The organism is Rhodovulum sp. PH10, assembly GCF_000293785.1.
GTDB lineage: Bacteria > Pseudomonadota > Alphaproteobacteria > Rhizobiales > Xanthobacteraceae > Rhodoplanes.
Genome location: NZ_AKZI01000089.1, coordinates 45,373 through 64,846 on the forward strand (window position 1 = coordinate 45,373; position 19,474 = coordinate 64,846).

General features: G+C 69.7%; 17 protein-coding genes. 5 read left to right on the forward strand and 12 right to left on the reverse strand.

Annotated features, from left to right (window positions below; genetic code table 11):
- Window positions 1-36: 36 nt before the first annotated feature.
- From A33M_RS14860 to A33M_RS14895, 8 genes are all read right to left on the reverse strand, one after another.
- The gene (locus A33M_RS14860) at window positions 37-906 is read right to left on the reverse strand and encodes an XdhC family protein (protein WP_008388609.1); all 870 of its coding nucleotides are present in this window, start codon (window positions 904-906) and stop codon (window positions 37-39) included.
- An 87-nt stretch (window positions 907-993) separates the two neighbouring features.
- Window positions 994-1,191, reverse strand: a complete 198-nt coding sequence (locus A33M_RS14865; protein WP_008388611.1) for a 4Fe-4S binding protein — start codon at window positions 1,189-1,191, stop codon at window positions 994-996.
- Window positions 1,192-1,259: 68 nt separating this feature from the next.
- Window positions 1,260-2,357 (reverse strand): hydrogenase large subunit, encoded by a 1,098-nt coding sequence (locus A33M_RS14870; protein WP_040620777.1) that lies wholly within the window; start codon window positions 2,355-2,357, stop codon window positions 1,260-1,262.
- Window positions 2,354-3,001, reverse strand: a complete 648-nt coding sequence (locus A33M_RS23080; RefSeq protein WP_008388615.1) for an NADH-quinone oxidoreductase subunit C — start codon at window positions 2,999-3,001, stop codon at window positions 2,354-2,356. The genes A33M_RS14870 and A33M_RS23080 overlap by 4 nt, the downstream gene beginning before the upstream one ends.
- A complete protein-coding gene (locus tag A33M_RS14880; RefSeq protein WP_008388616.1) occupies window positions 2,998-3,501 on the reverse strand; it encodes a 4Fe-4S dicluster domain-containing protein in 504 nt (167 codons plus the stop codon). Before A33M_RS14880 ends, A33M_RS23080 begins: the two co-directional genes overlap by 4 nt.
- Before the next feature lie 10 nt (window positions 3,502-3,511).
- Window positions 3,512-3,949: an NADH-quinone oxidoreductase subunit B family protein gene (locus A33M_RS14885; RefSeq protein WP_008388618.1), complete on the reverse strand. Its 438-nt coding sequence runs from the start codon at window positions 3,947-3,949 to the stop codon at window positions 3,512-3,514.
- Between the two features lie 11 nt (window positions 3,950-3,960).
- Window positions 3,961-4,917, reverse strand: a complete 957-nt coding sequence (locus tag A33M_RS14890) for a respiratory chain complex I subunit 1 family protein (RefSeq protein ID WP_157223496.1) — start codon at window positions 4,915-4,917, stop codon at window positions 3,961-3,963.
- Window positions 4,917-8,717: a proton-conducting transporter transmembrane domain-containing protein gene (locus tag A33M_RS14895; protein ID WP_008388624.1), complete on the reverse strand. Its 3,801-nt coding sequence runs from the start codon at window positions 8,715-8,717 to the stop codon at window positions 4,917-4,919. Before A33M_RS14895 ends, A33M_RS14890 begins: the two co-directional genes overlap by 1 nt.
- A 287-nt stretch (window positions 8,718-9,004) precedes the next feature.
- Between A33M_RS14895 and hypA the strand changes: the two genes are divergently transcribed.
- Window positions 9,005-9,439 (forward strand): hydrogenase maturation nickel metallochaperone HypA, encoded by a 435-nt coding sequence (hypA, locus tag A33M_RS14900; RefSeq protein ID WP_008388626.1) that lies wholly within the window; start codon window positions 9,005-9,007, stop codon window positions 9,437-9,439.
- Between the two features lie 84 nt (window positions 9,440-9,523).
- Here the strand turns inward: hypA and hypB are convergent, their stop codons facing one another.
- The 4 genes from hypB to A33M_RS14920 form a co-directional block, all read right to left on the reverse strand.
- Window positions 9,524-10,276, reverse strand: coding sequence for a hydrogenase nickel incorporation protein HypB (gene hypB, locus A33M_RS14905; RefSeq protein WP_008388628.1), 753 nt, complete (start codon window positions 10,274-10,276; stop codon window positions 9,524-9,526).
- A gap of 33 nt (window positions 10,277-10,309) precedes the next feature.
- The gene (locus A33M_RS14910) at window positions 10,310-10,975 is read right to left on the reverse strand and encodes a Crp/Fnr family transcriptional regulator (RefSeq protein WP_157223497.1); all 666 of its coding nucleotides are present in this window, start codon (window positions 10,973-10,975) and stop codon (window positions 10,310-10,312) included.
- Between the two features lie 340 nt (window positions 10,976-11,315).
- Entirely contained in the window at window positions 11,316-12,221 is a 906-nt protein-coding gene (locus A33M_RS14915) for a TorF family putative porin (protein ID WP_008388631.1), read from the reverse strand.
- A gap of 476 nt (window positions 12,222-12,697) precedes the next feature.
- Window positions 12,698-14,614, reverse strand: a complete 1,917-nt coding sequence (locus A33M_RS14920; protein ID WP_008388633.1) for a sigma-54-dependent Fis family transcriptional regulator — start codon at window positions 14,612-14,614, stop codon at window positions 12,698-12,700.
- Window positions 14,615-15,195: 581 nt separating this feature from the next.
- Here A33M_RS14920 and A33M_RS14925 point away from each other — a divergent pair.
- From A33M_RS14925 to A33M_RS14940, 4 genes are all read left to right on the forward strand, one after another.
- A complete protein-coding gene (locus A33M_RS14925; protein ID WP_040620778.1) occupies window positions 15,196-16,617 on the forward strand; it encodes a mannose-1-phosphate guanylyltransferase/mannose-6-phosphate isomerase in 1,422 nt (473 codons plus the stop codon).
- 90 nt (window positions 16,618-16,707) lie between these two features.
- A complete protein-coding gene (locus A33M_RS14930; protein ID WP_040620781.1) occupies window positions 16,708-17,910 on the forward strand; it encodes a toll/interleukin-1 receptor domain-containing protein in 1,203 nt (400 codons plus the stop codon).
- 3 nt (window positions 17,911-17,913) lie between these two features.
- Window positions 17,914-18,525 carry an SLOG domain-containing protein gene (locus A33M_RS14935; RefSeq protein WP_008388643.1) on the forward strand — a complete coding sequence of 204 codons (612 nt, stop codon included), beginning with the start codon at window positions 17,914-17,916 and terminating at the stop codon, window positions 18,523-18,525.
- A 115-nt stretch (window positions 18,526-18,640) separates the two neighbouring features.
- A complete protein-coding gene (locus A33M_RS14940) occupies window positions 18,641-19,432 on the forward strand; it encodes a class II glutamine amidotransferase (protein WP_008388645.1) in 792 nt (263 codons plus the stop codon).
- Window positions 19,433-19,474 lie beyond the last annotated feature (42 nt).

A 19,474-nucleotide genomic window follows, 5' to 3' on the forward strand; every position in this document is an offset into this window, starting at 1 on the left:
TGCCTTTCCTGGGACGATGGTGTGCACGGGGCCCCCTCAGGCGGCCGTGCGGTCTTCGGCCGGCTCGGCCGCCGGCGCCTTGCGGGCGATCCGGTCGACGAACGCGGTCATGGTGCGCACCAGCGGGCGGACGGCAGCCGCACCGCGAACGTGCGCGACCATCTCGGCGGCGACCGAGATGGCGATCTCCTCGGGGGTGTCGGCGCCGATATCGAGCCCGACCGGGGCGTGCACCCGCGCGAACGCCTCGGGCGGCAGCCCCTCGGCGACCAGCCGCTCGAACACCGTCACCACCTTGCGCTTGGAGCCGATCATGCCGACGTAGCCGGCCGGCGTGCCGACCGCCCAGCGCAGCACCCGCCCGTCGATCTCGTGACAGCGGGTGGCGATGAAGATCAGCGCCCGCCGGTTCGGCGAGAGCCGCTCCATCACCGCCTCGAACTCGCCGACATGGATCGCCTGCACGTTGGGGAACCGCTCGGCGCAGGCGAACTCGGCGCGGTCGTCGATCACCACCACCTCGAGGCCGGCGAGCCGCGCCGCCCGCGCGGTGACGACGCCGACATGGCCGGCGCCGAACAGATAGAGGACCGGCGCCGGACGGATCGCCTCGACGAACACGTCGAGGCTGCCGCCGCACACCATGCCGCTGTCCATCTCCGGGTTGTCGTGCAGCCCGAACGACAGCATCTTCGGATGCCCGGTGGCGATCACCTCGGCCGCCTCGCGGATCACCTCCGCCTCGGCCGGACCGCCGCCGACCGTGCCGACGATCGTGCCGTTCTCGCGGACCAGCATCTTGGCGGAGGCGTAGGACGGGATCGAGCCGACCACGTTGACGATCGTGGCGATCGCGCACGGCCGGCCGTCCTCACGCTCGCGGATCAGCTCCTCGTAGATGTCCACCGTCTGCTCTCCTGGTATGAGAAGATCGCACCGGATGCCGCCCGGCCGCGGGTCGCGCGCCCCGCGAGGGCGCGACGGCACGACCGGTCAGGCGGCGACCGGGACGCAGGAGCCGGACGGGCAGACGTCGACGCATTGCGGCTCGTCGAACGAGCCGACGCAGTCCTTGCACTTCTTCGGATTGATCGAGAACACCTTGCCCTTGTGGCCGATCGCCTTGTTGGGGCAGACGTCCTCGCACGAGCCGCAGGCGGTGCAGGTGTCGGTGATGATCATGTGAGCCATGTCCGGTCTCCTTCTTTCTGTCTTTGCTCCGGCGCCGCCCGACCTGGCATGCGGCGGCGACGGGATCGTCAGCGCTCCGTGCAGGACACGCAGGGATCGATGCTGTTCACGATGATGGCGATGTCGGCGAGCTTGGCGCCGGCCAGCATGAAGCGCAGCGCGTCCCAGTTCATGAAGGTCGGCACGCGCCACTTGACCCGCTCGGGCCGCGGCTCGTCATTGGTTTTCAGGTAGTAGATCAGCTCGCCGCGCGGCGCCTCGCTCTTGGCGATCGCCTGGCCGGGCGGGATGTCCGGCGTCTCCGCCAGACGGGTCGGCCCGTCGGGCAGATCGCGCAGGCAGGCGCGGACGAGATCGATCGCGGTCAGCGCCTCGGCGAGCCGGATCATCGCGCGCGACCAGACGTCGCCGTCGGTCAGCACGTGCACCTCGAGCGGCAGCCGGTCGTAGGCGGCGTAGGGCGCGACCGCCCGCACGTCGTAGGCGACGCCGGAGGCGCGAGCGACCGGGCCGACCACGCCGCAGGCGATCGCCTGCTCGCGCGTCAGCACGCCGACGTCGCGGGTGCGGCCGAGGATCGACCCGTTGGTGCGGTAGGTCTGGACGATCGCCTCGATCTCGGGCACCAGCCGGTCGAGCGAGCCGACCAGGAAGCCGGTGGTCTTCTCGTCGAGATCGTAGCGCACGCCGCCGATGCAGATGGCGCCGAGATCCATCCGATTGCCGAACACCGTCTCCTTGATGTCCTGGGCGATCTCGCGCACCTGCATCACGTGCATGAACAGCGTCTCGTAGCCGACCAGATGGGCGAGCAGTGCGACGTTGAACAGATTGGAGGCGATCCGCTTCACCTCGGCGGCGACCACCCGCAGGAGCGCGGCGCGCTCCGGGATCTCGATGCCGGCGATCCGCTCGGCCGCCATCGCGAAGGTTTCCGGGTGGCTGTTCGAGCACAGCGAGCAGATGCGCTCCGTCAGCACAACGTTCTGCAGCATCGTCCGCTTGGTGGTGAGATACTCGATGCCGCGATGCACGTGCCCGGCATTGATGTCGACCCGAGCCACCGTCTCGCCGTGCACGTCGATACGGAAATACATCGGCTCCTCGAGCGCGACGTGCAGCGGGCCGACGGGGATGGTGTAGGTCTCGGTGACGGCGGTGGTCATGCGGCCCCCGTATTGGCGCTCATGATCTTCTCCCACAGCCCCTTGGTGGAGGCAGCGTTGACCAGGGTCGAGAACGGGATCAGCCGCTCGAGCACGGCGGGATCGGTCGCGGGATCGAGAAACAGGCGGCGCGGATCGGGATGGTTGCGCACGGTGATGGCGTAGCACTCCATCAGCTCGCGCTCGTTCCAGTCGGCGGTGCGAAACAGCGGCGTCAGCGAGGCGACCGAGCCGCCGGCCGGCAGGAAGGCGATCACCGTCAGCGTGTCGCCGCCGAGATCGAAGTGATAAGCGAGCTCGTAGGATGTGCCGTCGAGCGGCGTGCCGCCGAACGATTCCGGCACCGGCGCCGGCTCCTTCTCGGCCGCGGTCTCGGCGCCCTCCTCCGCTTCCTCCTCGTCGTCGTCCTCCTCCTCGTCCTCCGGTGCCGGCGGCTGCGAGGCGGAGATCATCGAAAGCCGCGCGCCGAGCCCGTGCAGGAGCTGCGCGACCGACAGCAGCTCCTCGCGGTCGGCGAGCTTCGCCCAGGCGACGGTGACACCGTGCGCATCCGTGCTCGCGCTGTAGTCGATGCCGCGCGGCGCCGCCTCGCGAAGCAGCCTCTCGATCGCGGCCGGAATGCGGGTCTGCGGAATGTCGGTCACGGCTTCGCCCTCCGGGCCTTGAGGAACTTGGCGCGGCATTTGGGGCACATCGACTTCAGCGTCACGGTTTCTTCCGGAGAGAGCGGCGGCGTGACGCCGCGCAGCGACGGGGCGGTGGCGAGCGCGGTGGCGCCGCACGCGCTGCAGATCTGATTTGGTAGGAGCCCCAGCTCGACCAGCGCGTATTTGCGTGCCTGCGCGTGCGCCAAGTGCCAGTCGGTGGTCTGATGGACCGAGCCGGTCGGGCAGTGGAACTCGCAATTGCCGCAGAACACGCAGCTGTTGTGCCACAGCGCGAAGGCGAGCCCGTCTTTCGTCTTGCTGAACTTGATGGCGCCGGCCGGGCACACGCGCTCGCAGATCTTGCAGCCCTCGCAGGTCGTCGCATCGAAGACGACGCGCCCGCGAAATCGCTCGGCGGTCGGCGCCGGACCGAACGGGAACGGCTCCGTGTAGGGTCCGTGGCGCAGGTTGCGGCCGAGCAGCGACAGGACGTTCATGACTTTCTCCTCACAGCCGCGTGCGCCAGATCTCGATCGCCTGGGCGACCCCTTCGATGATCGCCTGCGGCCGCGGCGGGCAGCCCGGCACGTTGACGTCGATCGGCAGATACTGATCGACCGGCGCGCAGACGGCGTAGCTCTCGCGGAAGATGCCGCCCGAGATCGGGCAGACGCCAACCGCGACCGTGACCTTGGGGTCCGGGATCTCCTCCCACAGCCGCAGCACGGCGTTCTTCACCCGGCGGTTCAGCGGCCCGGTGATCAGCACGATGTCCGCGTGCCGCGGCGAGCCGCAGTACTGGCAGCCGAGCCGCTCGACGTCGTAACGGGGGATGCAGGCGGTGGTGGCGAGCTCGACGTCGCAGCCGTTGCACGAGCCGCTGTTGATCCGGTAGAGCCACGGTGATCGCGCGGCGATCTGCTTGAGGTTTCGGGCGAGCAGCATCTCCGTCCTCCTCACACCACCACGACGACCGTGAGGCTCGCGGCGGCGAGCAGCAGCGGCCATTTCAGAAAGAAGGAGAAGGCTTGGTCGATCCGCATGCGGCCGATCGAGACGCGCACCGCGCTGATGCCGACCGCGAGCAGGACGACCATCGAGGCGAGCCACACCGCGAGGCCGGCGATCCCGTGCGGCGCGATCGGGCAGAACAGCGCGATGCCGAGCGACAGCACCACCACCGTCTTGAGTGCCGACATCACCTTGAACAGCGCCAGCGCCGGCCCGGAATATTCGAGCAGCGGGCCTTCGAGAATCTCGGTCTCGGCCTCCGGGATGTCGAACGGCACGATGCCGAGATTGGCCGGATAGAAGAACAGGAAGGCGCCGAGCGCCGGCCACATCAGCGGATCGAGCAGATAAGCGCCGTGCTCCTGCTGATGGCGCACGATCTCGGCGAGCGAGAAGGTGACGACCCCGCCCTCGGCGAGCCCGGTGCGCAGGCCGACCGCTGCCACCACCAGGACGATGGTCGCCTCGTAGGCGAGCATCAGCGCCATCTCGCGCGAGAAGCCGACCGCGCCGAACGGCGAGCCCGAGGCGGAGCCGGCGAGCATCAGCGCGACCCCCGGCACCGACAACAGATAGAGCAGCACCAGCAGGTTGCCGAGCCGCGGATCGGGCGTGTAGACGCCGGCGATCGGCACCAGCGCGACCGCGAGCAGCATCGCCACCGTCCCGATCAGCGGCGCCGCCAGGAAGACGCCCGGCGCGGCGCTGTCCGGCACCATCGTGCGCTTGAAGCCGAGCTTTATCAGATCGAACGCCGGCTGCAGCAGCGGCGGCCCGACCCGGCCCTGCAGCCGCGCCGCCACCCGGCGGTCGACGCCCTTCAGCATCAGCCCGAGCGAGAAGGCGAACAGGCCACCGGGAAAGATCAGGACGGAGACGAGGATCAGAAGGTCGGTCGGCATCATTCGGCTCCTCGCGCGCGGTCGTCGCCATGCGCTCGGCGCGGCGCGAACAGCGCCCGCACCGCCGCATCCGGCGTCTCGAACAGGCTGGCGGCGCCCACTCGCGTCGCCTCCGGCAGAAGGTCGCCGACGCCGCATTCGTGAATCTCGGTGTGCACCACGCCGGCCCGGTGGCCGAGCCGCAGCCACGGCACCAGCACCGCGGCGAGGACGAGCACCAGGACCGAGACGAGGCTCGGGCTCCACGCCTCGGCACCCGGCAGCGGACCCGTGAGACTCGCGGCGATCGGCGCGATGCCGAGCGAGGATTCGATGGCTGCGATCGGCACCAGCAAGAGGCCGGGAACGATGCCGACCACCAGGCTCGCGCCGGTGAGGACGGCCATCGGGATCAGCATCGCGGCGGGCGCCTCGTGCGCCTGCAGCGCCTTTGCGGTCGGCGCGCCCATGAAGGCGGCGTGCGCGAACTTCAGCACCGCGGCGAGCGTGAACAGGCTCGACACCATCGCGGCGGCGCCGAGCAGCCAGTGCCCCGACTCGAAGCACGCCTGGAAGATCACCCACTTCGACGAGAAGCCGGCGAGCGGCGGAATGCCGGACAGCGACAGCCCAGCGATCAGGAACATCGCGAAGGTGAGCGGCATGCGACGGCCGAGCCCGCCGAGCTCGTCGAGCATGGTCGCGTGGCTCGCCACCATCACCGCGCCGGCGGCGAGAAACAGCGTGTCCTTGAGCAGCATGTGATTGACGAAATGCATCAGTCCGCCGGCGACGCCGAGCGGTGTGCCGAGCGAGATGCCGAGCAGCACATAGCCGAGCTGACAGACGGTGGAATAGATCAGGAGGAGCTTGATGCCGTTCTGCACCATCGTCATGGCGCCGGCATAGACGATGGTGATCGTGGCGACGATCGCGATCGCCTGCATCACCACCGGCTCGCCGCCGATCACGCCGCCGATCCGGCCGAGCATCGCCGCGCCGCCGAACAGCGCCGTGAGCTTGAGAACGCCCCACGGGCCGCTCTTGAGCAGCACGGCGGAGATGTAGCCGCTGACCGGGGTCGGCGCGAGCGCCGGATGCATCTGCCAGTCGATGCGAAGCGGAAGCTGCGCCGCCTTCATCACCATGCCGAGCAGGATCAGCGCCACCGCCGGGCCGAAGGCCGACGCCGGAAGGTCGACCAGCGCGCGGCCGAGCGCGGCGAGATCGAACGTGCCGGTGCGCGACGTGATCAGCGCGAAGCCGAGGAACATGAAGCTCGCGCCGACCGTGTTGAACAGCACGTACTTGAAGCCTTCGTGGCGCGCCTCGGGCGTCTCCTCGTGGACGATCGCCGCCCACAGGGCCCAGCTGCTCATCAGCTCCCAGAAGCCGAAGAAGCCGTAGGCGTCGCTCGCCGCCGTCATGCCGAGCAAACCGCCGATCATCACCAGCATCGCGGCATAGAACCGCGCCTGGGCATGACCGTGCGCGAGATAGGCGGTGGCGTGCAGCATGTTGAGCGCGCCGACCGCAGTGATCAGGATGGCGAAGCAGAACGACAGCAGGTCGTAACGTCCCGGCTCGATCATCACGCCGACCAGCGCCGCGACCAGCACCGCCACCGCGAGACCGCCGGCCCACGCGACCGAGCGACGGCCGACCAGCCAGACGGCGCCGGCGCCGACCACCGCGATCACCGCGGCCACCGGCCAGGCGATCACGAGGTCGGGCAGCACCGCCGGCGCCAAGCCGTTGCGCGCCGCGAACTCGGCGCCGACCGCGCCGACCAGCGAGAGCTGGAGCCCGGGCACGAGGCCGCCGAGCACGATGGCGAGCGCGAGCACGCCGATCGCCACCAGCATCGAGAGCGGCGCCTCGCGCACCGTCGCGTCGCCGGTATAGGGCTCGAAGAACAGCACGCGAACGACCCGCAGATAATAGACGAGACCGGCGATGCCGCCGAGCAGCATCAGGACGGCGATCTCGGTCCGGCCGGCGCTCACCGCGGCGTAGATCATCAGAAACTTCGAGGTGAAGCCGGAGAACGGCGGCAGGCCGATGATCGCGAACGAGGCGAGCGCATAGGCACCGGCGGTGAACGGCAATTTGCGGCCGAGCCCGGCGAGATCGGAGATGCGGCGCAGCCCCGTGCGCAGCAGGAAGGCGCCGGCGGCATAGAACAGCAGCGTCTTCATCACCGCGTGGTTGGTGACGTGGAGGAGCGCCGCGTCGGTCGACAGCGCCGTGCCGATGCCGAGCACCGCGGCGATCTCGCCGACCTGAGCGAGGGTCGAGTAGGCGAGCATGCGCTTCAGCTCGGTCTCGAACAGCGCCCTGATCTCGCCATAAGCGAGCGTGACGCAGCCGAGCACCATCAGCACGACGTCGAGGCCGACGGTGCTCACGCGCGACAGCGCTGCCGCGCCGAACACCAGCCACAGCACCTTCAGCATGCCGAACAGGCCGGCCTTGGTGAGAAGGCCCGACAGCGGCCCGGAGATCGACGAAGGCGCTTGCGGGTGCGCGAGCGGCAGCCACGCATGCAGCGGAACGAGGCCGGCCTTGACCGCGAAGGCGACGAAGAAGCAGGCGGCCGCCGCAAACCCCGCCGCCGGCGCCATCGTGCCCGCCCGCGCGGCGAGATCGGCGAAGGCGAACGAGCCGATCTGCGCATGCACCAGCAGCAAACCGAAATGCATCACATAGGCGCCGGATGCGCACATGAGAAAATAGACGAAGCCGGCGCGCAGCGCCTTCGGCGTCTGCTCGTGGACGACCAGGAAGTAGGACGTCCAGGTCATCAGCTCCCAGAACAGATAAAAGTTGCCGAGCTCGTGCGAGGTGGCGACGCCGAGCAGCGAGCCGGTCATCAGGAGGGCGAAGAAGTAGTAACGGTTGCTCCACTCGGCGCGCGCCATGTAGCCGACCGAGTAGATCAGCATCATCAGCGCAATGCCGGCGAACAGAAGGGCGAACAGGCGCGAGGCCGGATCGAGATCGCCGTCGATCGCCGCCAGCACGACCGTCGCCGCGGCGATCGCGACCGCCGCGACGTCACGCGCTCGTGTCGAAAACCGGCCGATGCCCCACACCACGAAGCCGCCGATATAGGGCACCAGAACGAGCGTCGACCACGGGCTCTCGAACGACGGCACGGCGACGCCCTCGCCGACACGAGCGAGCGCCTCGGCAGCCTCCAGGAACGGCGCCGGCCACAGGCTGATCACGACGGTAATCGCGGCGAGCACGACCGCGAGCGGCACCGCGATGCGCGGCGGATCGGCGAGCACCACCTGACGAAGCGGGCGCTCCAGGCAGACGCGTTGCACCACCAGCATGTAATAGGTGGCGGCTACCATGGTGGCGAGGGTGCCGACCGCCGCCAGCATCCAGTGGCCCTGCTCGATCGCAGCGTAGAGAATCAGGAACTTCGAGAACGAGCCCTTGAACGGCGACAGGCCCATCACCGAGAAGATGCCGAAGGCGAACAGCGTCGCCATCGCCGGCATGCGGTAGCCGGAGCCGCGCAGATCATCGAGACTCGACGAGCGCGTGCGCCGGATCAGATACCAGCCGACCACGACGACCAGGCCGCGCATCACCAGCTGATTGCCGATGTGCATCCAGGCACCCGCCTCGCCGGCCGGACCGCCGAGGCCGAAGCCGATCAGCACGTAGCCGATCTCGGCGACGGTCGACACCAGGATCGTGCGCGTGAGCCGCGGCAGGCTGAGCAGCGCACCCACCTCGCCGAAGAACAGGAAGATCGCGCCGATCCAAGCAACCGCCAGCGGATCGATCGTCGTGAGAGAGAGCATTCCGCCACTCCTCGAGAGCTTCACCGGTCGCGACGCTAGGCCTCGGAATGCGCGGGTGTCTGTCGCCTCGGCGACAGGTAAGCATTTGCTCGCAGACGATTTGCTCGGATCTCCGCCGTCGGCCGACGGGGCGTCGCAGATTGCGACAGCGGGCTCGTGCAGAACGCGACAATGAAGCGACGAGCGGGCGTGCATCGACGCAGAATGCGCATCTCGCCGCTGGCAGCGAACCGGCGTATGATCCTGATCACGTCGTCCATGGGACGCAGACGGCCCGGAGGCTGACGATGCACGAGGCGACCGTCGTCGACGGCTTGATTCGCATTCTGATCGCTCGCGCCGCGGCGAGCGAGATCACCTCGATCGTGGCGGTGAAGGTCGTGATCGGGCGCTTGCGCGGCCTCGACCTGCGTCAGATCCGCGGCTGCTTCGAGATCTTTTCGGAAGGCACCGTCGCGGAGGGCGCCGCGCTCGAGATCGTCGACATCGAGACGCGGGCGCGCTGTCGCGGCTGCGGCGCCGATTATGTGGTTCCGCGCTTCCGCTTCGCGTGCCCATCGTGCGGCGGCAGCGATGCCGACGTGACCGCCGGACGCGAGCTGCACGTGGAGTCGTTCGAGGGGCGGCAGGGCGCGCGCGCCCCCGCGCGTGATACGGTGGCCGCCGGCACGGCTGCGCACGCCGCGCATTCGGCGTCCCGAGGCGCTGCCGAGCGGCGCTGAAAAGCGGTCGCGGCCCGGCCCGAGACCGTCGGGCCGAGCCGCCCCCTCGTCGTCCGGCGGGGGCGCCGACGACGAAGCGCCGTGTCAAGCCGCGCGCAGCGCAGCGCGATGCGCGGTGAGCTCGGCCTCGAGCCACGCCGTCCAGGCGGCAAGACCGTCGCCGGTACGCGCCGACAGCGCGGCGGTCGCACCGGGGCCGCGCACCCGCTCGACCGCCGATTCCGCGCGCGCGATGTCGAAGTCGTCGAGGTGCGGCATCAGATCGGTCTTGGTCACCAGCACGAGGTCGGCATGGCGGAAGGCGACCGGATACTTGTCCGGCTTGTCGTCGCCCTCGGTGACCGACAGCAGCACCACGTCGCGATGCTGACCGACCGCAAAATCGGCGGGGCAGACCAGATTGCCGACATTCTCGATGAACAGGATGTCGACGTCGCGCAGCGACAGGCCGCCGAGCGCATCGTGCACCATCGCCGCGTCGAGATGACAGACGACCCCGGTCGAGATCTGCACCGCCGGCACGCCGTGACGGCGAATGCGCTCGGCGTCGTTCTCGGTCTCGAGGTCGCCCTCGATCACCGCGATCCGCACCTCCTTCGGCAGCGCCGCGATGGTCGCCTCGAGCAGGCTCGTCTTGCCGGCGCCGGGCGACGACATCAGATTGACGGCGAGAATGCCGTGCGCCTCGAGGTGCTCGCGCACGTGCGCCGCGACGTGATCGTTTTCGGACAGCAGGTTCTCGTGGACGGCGACGACGGTGGCGTCGTGATCGGCACGAACGGGGGAATGGTCGTGGGAACGGTCGTGCCGCGTTCCGCAGCCGCAGGCCTCGCACATCGGGGTCGTCCTTCTCGTTTCGTGCCGCCGGCGTCACCGCTCGGTGGCGAGTTGCTCCCGCAGCCGCCCGAGATCGGAGATCACCAGCGAGCCGGCGCCGAGGCGGTGGAGAAGCCCGCTGCGGCCGAGCTCGGCGATCACCGTGGAGACGGATTGGCGGGTCGCGCCGATCTGCATGCCAAAGTCTTCCGCACGCGGCGCGGCGTCGAGCACGACGCCGTGCGCGAGCGGGCGCCCGTCGCGGTCGGCCGCCTCGCACAGCACGCGGATCAGCCGGTGCTTGACGCCGTGGAACGCCATGTCCTCGATCATGCGGATCGACTTCTGCAACAGGCGGTCGATCAGCGGCGCCACCGCGAGCGCGAGCTCCGGATCGGTGCGGGCGAGCGTGTGCAGCGTCGCGGAGACGACGACGATCGCCTCGGCGTCCTTCTTCACCTCGAGCGTGGAGCCGGCGTGCAGATAGACGGCATCGCCCGGCTCCAGCATGAACAGCGTCAGCTCCTTGCCCTCGAAGGAGACGAAGTGGCGCAGACGGCCGCGCCGCAGCACCAGCAGGCTGCCCTCGCCGGCTTCCTCCTCCTCGGTCGCGCCGTCGATCAGCTGACCGGCGGCGAGGTGACGGACGACGAGATGACGGGCCATCGGCCCCTGCAGCATGCGCTCGACGATTCCACCGAGCCGGCGCTCCGGCGGCATGGCTCGGCTCGCCGTGCCGTGCGCGCGTTCGCTCGGGGCGGCGCTTTCGAAGGATCTTCGCGCATCGCAGAACGGGATCATCGCGTCGCTCCGGACAAGTCTTCGCCGCTGTCGAGAGGAATTATAAGAACCGCGCCGGACCGAGACATATCCTCGAGTACGTAGCGGCCGCGTGCGACGGGATTTTTCGGCGGTGGCGACTGTCGCGAATTGCGACAGGTGCGGCAGGCTGCGACAGCGGGAGGGGCGTCGCACGATGGCTCGCAGAAAAATGCGGCGGCGGCCCGAGAGAGCGCGCCGCCGAGGCGAAGGAGGGCTCGGAGCGTCTTTTCGCGCTCTCTCACTTCATCATCGAGAACACGGTGGTCGCCGCCGAGAGCTTGGCGGTGAAGGTCGCGCCGCACCAGTTCGATTCGATCGCGCCGCTCGCGAGCAGCGTCGCGCCGGGATCGCCCGTCAGGGTGAAGCAGTCGGTATCGGAGAGGTCGGTGTCGGTGTAGCGCAGATCGAGCGTGAACGCCTTCCAGGTGAAGCCGACGCCGACGTTCCAGGTGGTCCAGTCCGGCAGGTCGAAGCCGTTGTCCATCGTGCCGAGCACCTGATGACCGACCTCGCCCGAGAGGTACGCGCCGATGCCGCTCGGCAAGATCTCGGCCGGCGCGGTGATCTTGACGACGCCGGAATAATAGGTGCCGTCGGCACTGGTGTGGAGGAAGTCCGGGCTGTAGTTCACGTTGGCGCCGACCGCCAGCAGCGGCGCGACGGTCCAGGTCACCTTGCCGTAGACCTCGTAGAAGCCGAGATCCTTGTTGGTCGCGACGATGCCCGGATAGGGCGACTTCCAGCTCGCGACGTACCAGCCGTCGCCGCCCGGATAGGCGTAGTACCAGACGCCGAAATCGAACGCGAGCGGGCCGATGCTCGGCCGGATGCCGCCCCAGAAATCCACCTCGGCGGCGGCGTCGTTGGGCAGCTTGATGCTCTCGGCGCTGACGCCGGCATAGAGCTGCAGGTTCGGGCTCACGGTGTAGGTCGGCGAGACGAACGCCGAGGCCGACGGATCGTGCGAGGTCTGCGTGAGACCGCGGAACAGATAGTCGGTTGCGATGCCGGCGCCGAACGCGACGTCCCACGGGCTCACCTGCACGGGCGGCGCCAGCGGCGGCGCCTTGTATGCGAGGTCGGCGCCGTAGGCCGATGTGGCGAGGCTTGCGGCCGCCGCCGTGACGAGCGTGACGATCTTCATTCTTCTCTCCCCAGTCCCCGACCCGGGGCGCCGCGACGGCGCCGGCCGAGCCCCCACGCGGAGAGTGCCGCCCACTCCGGCACGACCGGAGGCGTCCGCGCCATCGACATGGCTCGGCGATCCGATCCGCTTCTCCGCGACACCGGCACCCGCGAGCCGCCGAGCGGTGCGGAATGCCGATGGAACCGTAGCATCGCGATTTCTCGCCGAGTAATACTCGCCATTACGTATCGGCGGCCGCCCTCGTTCGTTTGTTCCGGCGTCGCTGTCGCAGGATGCGACACCTGCGGCAGGATGCGACATCGCGTCTGGTTCTCGCCGAGCTTCTGCGTGGCGTTTGCTCCGCGCCAGCAGAGCCGCGTTCGTAGAACCCGAGCGCGAAGCGTTTCGGCGACGTGATCAGTTCGGAAGAGATTTTTCGCGTGCGGCAGGCGAAAGAACCGCTTCGCTCCGCCACGCGAGGGCGGGCGAAACGATCAGTCGCCCGAGCCGTCGTCGTGGCTCGCGGGATGGCGGCCCGGTCCGAACAGGCGGCGATAGAGCGTCGAGCGGTGGATGCCGAGCCGCCGCGCGGCGCGCGAAATGTTGCCCTGCTCGGCGGCGAGCGCCGCGCGCATCGCGGTGAGGGTGATCTTGTCGAGGGCTGCCGGCTCCTCGGTCCAGGGCGGCGTCTCGGGGCGCGGCGCGGCGTGCGCCTCGCGCATCTCCTGCGGCAGGGTCGCCGGCTCGAGCACCTCGCCGGCGTCGGCCAGCACCGCCAGCGCCCGCAGCGTGCCGACCAGCTGACGGTGATTGCCCGGCCAGTGATAGGCGGTGAGCACGGCGAGAATCTCCGGCGTCAGCCGGTCGATCTCGCGCGGCGAGGCGATCTGCTGCCACGCCTCGCCGATCAGCGCGGCGCGGTCGGGCTCGTCGCGCAGCGGCGGCAGGTCGACCGTGTAGCCGGCGAGCAGCGCGAACAGATCCTGCCGGAAGGCGCCGATCGAGGCGAGATCGCCGAGCCTGCGGCGGGTCGCCGACACCAGCGCGAGGTCGAGCGACGGCTCGGCCGCCGGGTCGCGCTTGGTGCCGCGGTGGCGCAACAGCCGCACCAGGCGGTCCTGCACGCCGGGGGCCATCGCGTCGATCTCGTCGAGCAGCAGCACGCCGCCTTCCGCCCGCGCGATCGCGCCTTCGGCGGCGACGCCCTCGCCCTCGCCGATCGGGCCGAACAGGGCGCCGGCGAGCGCGGTGCCGTCCGTGACCGAGCAGTCGACGACGACGAACGCGCCTTCGCGGCGGCGGCTCGCCGCGTGCAGGCGGCGGGCGAACATCTCCTTGCCGGTGCCGGTCTCGCCCTGCACCAGGATCGGCAGCCCGGCGTCGGCGAGGCGGGTGGCGCGGCCGAGGCCCTTCAGCGTCGCCTCGTCGAACACCGGCATCGCCTGCGCGAGCAGCCGCTCGCGGTCGCTGCCGGCATGGGCGGCCGCGGGCGGGCGGCGTTGCGGCTGCAGCCGGCCGAACAGGTTGCGCCCCTGCGTCGTCGCGAAGCGGGTGCCCTCGGGCGAACGCGCCCGCATCACGTGGCCGCGGCCGACGTCGAACAGGTCGCCGAAGCACTTGCCGTCGAGATCGGGCCAGTCGAGGCCGAGCAGGCGCAGCGCCCGCCGGTTGGCGCCGACCACCCGGTCGTCCTCGAAGGCGAGCCGGCCCTCGTGCATCGTGCCGAGCAGCGCCGGGTCGCAGTGGAACTGCACCTGCTCGTGGTCGCGGAAGCGCGCGTTGAACAGGTGCGCCTCGATCTGCTCGACCGCGCGCCGCACCAGCGCCAGCGCGTGCACCTGCGGGATGTCGGAGGTGTTGGTGAGGTCGAGCACGCCGGCGAGCTCGCCGGCCGGCCCGAAAATCGGCACCGCCGAGCAGGTCAGCACGCGATGGACGTCGAAGAAGTGCTCGCCGCCGGCGACCCGGACCTCTTGCCGCTCGGCGATCGCGGTGCCGATCGCGTTGGTGCCGACGATCTCCTCGCCCCACGGAATGCCCGGCCGCAGCGCGACCCGCGACGCCAGCTCGGCGAACTCCACATTGCCGGTGCGCGACAGCACGATGCCGGCCGGATCGGTGAGGACGACGATCGCGCCGGTGAGGCGGGCGTCCTCGCCGAGCGCGTCCATCTCCACCCGCGCGGCATGGACCAGCTCGTCGTTGCGGGCGTGGACGTCGCGGAACTCGCGGTAGGACAGCGGCTCGAAGCGCGGCTGGATGTCCATCTGCAGGCCGAGCGCGGCGCAGCGCGTCCACGAGCGGCCGATCGACCCGGGAATGCTGCGCGGCGACACCACGCCGTCGAGCAGGAAGCGCTGCCGCGCCTTCAGCACGGTGTGCGGATCACGAACGGATCGGCCCGGCGCCATGGACGTCCCCATCGCAGAAGCTGCGGTTCGAGCTGGCGGAGAGCGGCACGCGCTCGACCGGCCGAGAGGCGGGGGGTGCGGTGTCGCGGAGTATCGGACCTGGATCGACCTCCCTCGGTCGACGATTTGGCAGGGTTCGGTGTTTTCGGCACGCTACCGCCGGGCGCACGCTGTGGAATTGACCTGAAGAGGAACCCGGATCGCAGCGACGCATGGCTGGTATGCGATATATGCATGAATATATCGTTGCCGGCGTGGCCGTCCGGGCTCTCCCGCTCGTGCCGGATCCGCGCTCGGCGAAACGGCCATCCCTCGGGTTTCCTGGCGAAAAGCGGACGGTGGCGCGGCTCGGGCCGAGCGGGCGAACCGCGCGAGGAGCGAGTGCGATACCACCACCGGGTGGCGCGGGTGACATGGCCGGATATAAATCCTAGACGATGCACTGTCGCAGGATGCGACAGTGCCCACGGCCGCCGCCGCGCCCGCCGCACCGCCCTGTGGCCACACGACCGCGCGAAACCCTGCGGCGGGGCGCTGCAAAACGTTGCCAATGGCCGATGAGTCGGGCTACCTGACCGGCCATGGCTCGTCACAAGATCGTACCGTTGCTGCTCGCCGGCGGGTCCGGCACCCGGCTGTGGCCGGTGTCGCGCGACACCATGCCGAAGCAGTTCCTGCCGCTGGTCGGCGACCGCTCGACATTCCAGCAGGCGCTCGCCCGGGTCGCCTCGACGGAGCTGTTCGAGCCGCCGATCGTGATGACCTCGAACGATTTCCGCTTCTACGCCCGCGCGCAGGCGGCCGAGATCGGGATCGACGCGACCATCGTGCTGGAGCCGATGCGGCGCGATTCCGGCCCTGCGATCGCCGCCGGCGCGGCGCTCGCCCGCCAGAAAAACCCCGACGCGATCGTGCTGGCGATCGCCGCCGACCACGTGATTCTCGACCAGGACCTCTTCGAGGCGACCTGCGCGACCGGCCTCGCGGCCGCGGCGGCCGACGGGCACATCGTCACCTTCGGCATTCTGCCGACCGCCCCGAAGACCAGCTACGGCTACATCCGGTGCGGCGCGGCGCTTTCGGTCGAGGGCGTCAGCCGGGTCGACGCCTTCGTCGAGAAGCCGGACGCGGCGACCGCCGCCCGCTACGTCGCCGAAGGCTGCCTGTGGAACTCCGGCAATTTCCTGTTTCCCGCCGAGACGCTGCTCTCGGAGCTGTCCCGCTTCGAGCCCGACATGGCGCACGCCGTGGTCGCCGCGGTCGAGCGGGCCAAGGACGATCTCGGCTTCGTGCGGCTCGACAAGGAGGCGTTCGGCCTCGCCCCGCAAAAGTCGATCGACTACGCGGTGATGGAGCGGACCGAGCGGGCCGCGGTGGTGGAGGGCCGGTTCCGCTGGTCCGACATCGGCAGCTGGGACGCGGTGTTCGACGTCGCCCCGCGCGACGAGGCCGGCAACGTGCTGTCGGGCCCGGCCGCGACAGTCGACGCCAGAAATTGCATCGTCCATGCGGAAGACCGCCTGACCGTCGCACTCGGCGTCGAGGACCTCGTGGTCGTCACCACCCCCGACGCCGTGCTGGTGCTGCCGCGCACCCGCGCGGAAGAGGTCAAGGGCGTGGTCGCCACGCTCAAGAAGGACGGTCGGCCGGAGGCCACCGCCCACCGGCGCTGCTACCGCCCGTGGGGGCACTACGATTCCGTCGACCAGGGCAACCGCTTTCAGGTGAAGCGCATCGTGGTGACGCCGGGCCAGCAGCTCTCGCTGCAGCGGCACCATCACCGCGCCGAGCACTGGGTGGTGGTGTGCGGCACCGCCGAGGTGACCAATGGCGAAAAGGTCACGATGGTGCACGAGAACGAGTCGATCTTCATCCCGATGGGCAATGTCCACCGGCTCGCCAATCCGGGAAAAATCCCGCTGGAGCTGATCGAGGTGCAGACCGGCAGCTATCTCGGCGAGGACGACATCGTCCGGCTCGACGACATTTATCGCCGGGAGTGAGCGTGGCGCACCGCCACCTCGCGTAGAGTTCAGCGACATCGTTTCGTTTTGGTTGTACATTCGGCCATCGTCTCTCGAAGAGGGTGGCCTATGCAGCATCGCTACCAAGTGGGGATCTTGGGCCGGACCGGTGACGCGGCGGCCGGCTTCGTCGCGACGCTGCAAAAGCGCTTCGCCGATCTCGGCCTGCCGGCCGATGCCCTCTCCGTGCTCGACGAAACCTCGATCGGCGCGCGCGACCGCCGGGCCGCCTTCGTCGCCGTCTTCTTCGGCCATCCCGGCGCGACCGATGCCGCCCATCCGGTGCTGAAGGATCTCGTCGCCGACTCGGTGGTGATCTTCCCGGTGGTCGACGACCTCGCCCGCTTCACGGCGGACATCCCGGCCGCGCTGCACGCCTACAACGGCCTCGCGACGGATCCGGCCGATCCGGGCGCCGAGCGGCTCGCCGGGTTGGTGCTCGAGGCCTTGCGCCTGTTGCGGGCGAGCCGCCGGCTGTTCGTCAGCTACAAGCGCAGCGAGGCGCGCGGCGCCGCCATCCAGGTCTACGAGACGATGGACGCCCGCACCTTCGACACCTTTCTGGATACCCACAGCATCAAGCCGGGCGAGCCTTTTCAGGACGAGCTGTGGCACCGCCTCGCCGACACCGACGTGATGATCCTGCTCGACACGCCGGGTTTTCGCGAGAGCCGCTGGACCCGCGAGGAGCTGGCCCGGGCGAACGCGACGAACCTCCAGATTCTCCAGGTTCTCTGGCCGCGCCCACCAATCCCCGCAGCGGCGGAGGAAATGCAACGGGAGGTCGAGAAGCAGGCGGCGTTCAGCCGTTTTTTGCAACTCGGTCCGGACGACTTCGAGACCGCGCAGATGGTCGGGCCGGAGGCGCGGCTGCGCGACGCGACGCTGGAGCGCATCGCGGTCGCCGCCGAATCGCTGCGCGCCCGCGCGCTCGCCGCCCGCAACGCCTATCTGGTCGACACCTTCTGCAAGCGCGCCCGCGCGCAAAAGCTCGCGCCGGTGGTGCAGAGCCGGCTGATCGCGCTCGCCCGCCCGGACGGCCCGCCGCTCACCGTGGTGCCGGCGGTCGGCGTGCCGGATGCCCGGCTCTACCAGCAGATTTCGGAGGAGTTTCCGCCCTCTGGCGGAGGCGAGCCGCCGCCGCTGTGGCTCCTCTACGACGAGCGCGGCATCCGCGACGCCTGGCTCGCCCATCTCGCCTTTCTCAGCCGCCACGTGCCGATCCGCGCCGTGCCGGTGATCGACAGCGACGCCGCGTTGCGCGAGATTTGAGCCATGCTCACCGTCTTCCTCTCGGCCAGCGTGCCCTTGCCGGACCGCGATCCGCGCTATTTCGAGACCGCCGACGTCTTGGCGATCCGCGATGCCGTGAAGGCCTTGGTCGGGGTGGTGGTGCCGCGTGGAAAGCTGGTGTTCGGCGGGCATCCGGCGATCACCCCGCTGATCCGCCGGCTGGTCGAGGACATGCGGCGACCGGTCGACGCGCATGTGCGGCTCTATCAGAGCGCCTTCTTCGCCGACCGTTTCCCGGCCGAGGTGGCCGAGTTCGAGGGCGTCACCATGGTGCCGGCGGTCGACGGCGACCGGCAAAGAAGTCTCGACGCCATGCGCACGCGGATGCTGACCGACCAAACGCCCGACGCCGGCGTCTTCATCGGCGGCATGGAGGGCGTCGAGGAGGAGTATCGGCTGTTTCGCGAGCGCTGGCCGCAGGCGCCCGCCTGGCCGATCGCCTCGACCGGCGCCGCCGCGAGAGCCTTGTGGGAGCGGTTCGGCCCCGCGCGGCCGGATCTCTCGAACGAGCTCGCCTATCCGGTGCTGTTTCGCGACCTGCTCGGCCTCGACGCCGGCCCCGGTGAAGCCCCGCCGCCCCTCACGGATCGCTGATCCGCCGGCCGGCGGCGCTGCGGTTGACCTTCTCCCCGCCGCATTGCGATCATAGCTGCGGAATCGGGAGCCACCGCCCGCATCGGCGGGGCGCCTTTTTCGGGAGAAGTCGGATATGTGCCGGTGGATCGCCTATCGAGGCGAGACGATCGCGTTGGAGCACTACGTCACGGCGCCGGCGCGCTCGCTGATCGCCCAGAGCATCCATGCGCTGGAGGCGACCTGCTCGGCCCAGGGCGACGGCTTCGGCCTCGGCTGGTACGACGAGCACCCCGAGCCCGGCCTCTATCGCGAGGTGCGGCCGGCCTGGTCGGACGACAATCTGCGCTATCTGTGCCGGCACATCCGCTCGCACCTGTTCTTCGCCCATGTACGCGCCTCCACCGGCACGCCGACCACCCGCCCGAATTGCCATCCGTTCGCCTGCGGACGCTGGATGTTCATGCACAACGGGCTGATCGGCGAGTGGAGCCGGATCCGCCGGCGGGTCGAGGCGATGATCCCCGATTCGCTCTACGGATCGCGCGTCGGCACCACCGATTCGGAGGCGATCTTTCTCGCGATCGTCGGTGCCGGGCTCGACAAGGACCCGATCGGCGCCACCACCAAGGTGCTGTCCGCCGTCACCGCGATGACCCGCGAGGACGGCCGCGCAGAATCGCTGCGCTTCACCGCCGCCTTCGCCGACGGCCACGACCTCTACGCCTTCCGCTATGCGGCGAACGACGATCCGAACACGCTGTATGTCCGCACCTCCGGCACCAATGCGGTGGTGGTCTCCGAGCCGCTCGACCTCGACCGCAACGGCTGGAAGGCGGTGCCGCCCGACCACATGGTGATCGCCCGCGCCGGCCGCCCGGCGGAGATTCTGCCGTTCAGCGTCGCCCGCCCGATGGCTGCGGAGTGATACCAGCGGCGGGAAACTATGACCTCATCCTGAGGGTCGCCG

What these genes read in the sequence shown, in the direction of transcription:
- A33M_RS14865 (WP_008388611.1), bottom strand. Translation starts at nt 1,191, where the DNA reads ATGGCTCACATGATCATCACCGACACCTGCACCGCCTGCGGCTCGTGC.
- A33M_RS14870 (WP_040620777.1), bottom strand. Translation starts at nt 2,357, where the DNA reads ATGACCACCGCCGTCACCGAGACCTACACCATCCCCGTCGGCCCGCTG.
- A33M_RS14880 (WP_008388616.1), bottom strand. Translation starts at nt 3,501, where the DNA reads ATGAACGTCCTGTCGCTGCTCGGCCGCAACCTGCGCCACGGACCCTAC.
- A33M_RS14885 (WP_008388618.1), bottom strand. Translation starts at nt 3,949, where the DNA reads ATGCTGCTCGCCCGAAACCTCAAGCAGATCGCCGCGCGATCACCGTGG.
- A33M_RS14890 (WP_157223496.1), bottom strand. Translation starts at nt 4,917, where the DNA reads ATGCCGACCGACCTTCTGATCCTCGTCTCCGTCCTGATCTTTCCCGGT.
- A33M_RS14895 (WP_008388624.1), bottom strand. Translation starts at nt 8,717, where the DNA reads ATGCTCTCTCTCACGACGATCGATCCGCTGGCGGTTGCTTGGATCGGC.
- hypA (WP_008388626.1), top strand. Translation starts at nt 9,005, where the DNA reads ATGCACGAGGCGACCGTCGTCGACGGCTTGATTCGCATTCTGATCGCT.
- hypB (WP_008388628.1), bottom strand. Translation starts at nt 10,276, where the DNA reads ATGTGCGAGGCCTGCGGCTGCGGAACGCGGCACGACCGTTCCCACGAC.
- A33M_RS14910 (WP_157223497.1), bottom strand. Translation starts at nt 10,975, where the DNA reads ATGCCGCCGGAGCGCCGGCTCGGTGGAATCGTCGAGCGCATGCTGCAG.
- A33M_RS14915 (WP_008388631.1), bottom strand. Translation starts at nt 12,221, where the DNA reads ATGAAGATCGTCACGCTCGTCACGGCGGCGGCCGCAAGCCTCGCCACA.
- A33M_RS14920 (WP_008388633.1), bottom strand. Translation starts at nt 14,614, where the DNA reads ATGGCGCCGGGCCGATCCGTTCGTGATCCGCACACCGTGCTGAAGGCG.
- A33M_RS14925 (WP_040620778.1), top strand. Translation starts at nt 15,196, where the DNA reads ATGGCTCGTCACAAGATCGTACCGTTGCTGCTCGCCGGCGGGTCCGGC.
- A33M_RS14930 (WP_040620781.1), top strand. Translation starts at nt 16,708, where the DNA reads ATGCAGCATCGCTACCAAGTGGGGATCTTGGGCCGGACCGGTGACGCG.
- A33M_RS14935 (WP_008388643.1), top strand. Translation starts at nt 17,914, where the DNA reads ATGCTCACCGTCTTCCTCTCGGCCAGCGTGCCCTTGCCGGACCGCGAT.
- A33M_RS14940 (WP_008388645.1), top strand. Translation starts at nt 18,641, where the DNA reads ATGTGCCGGTGGATCGCCTATCGAGGCGAGACGATCGCGTTGGAGCAC.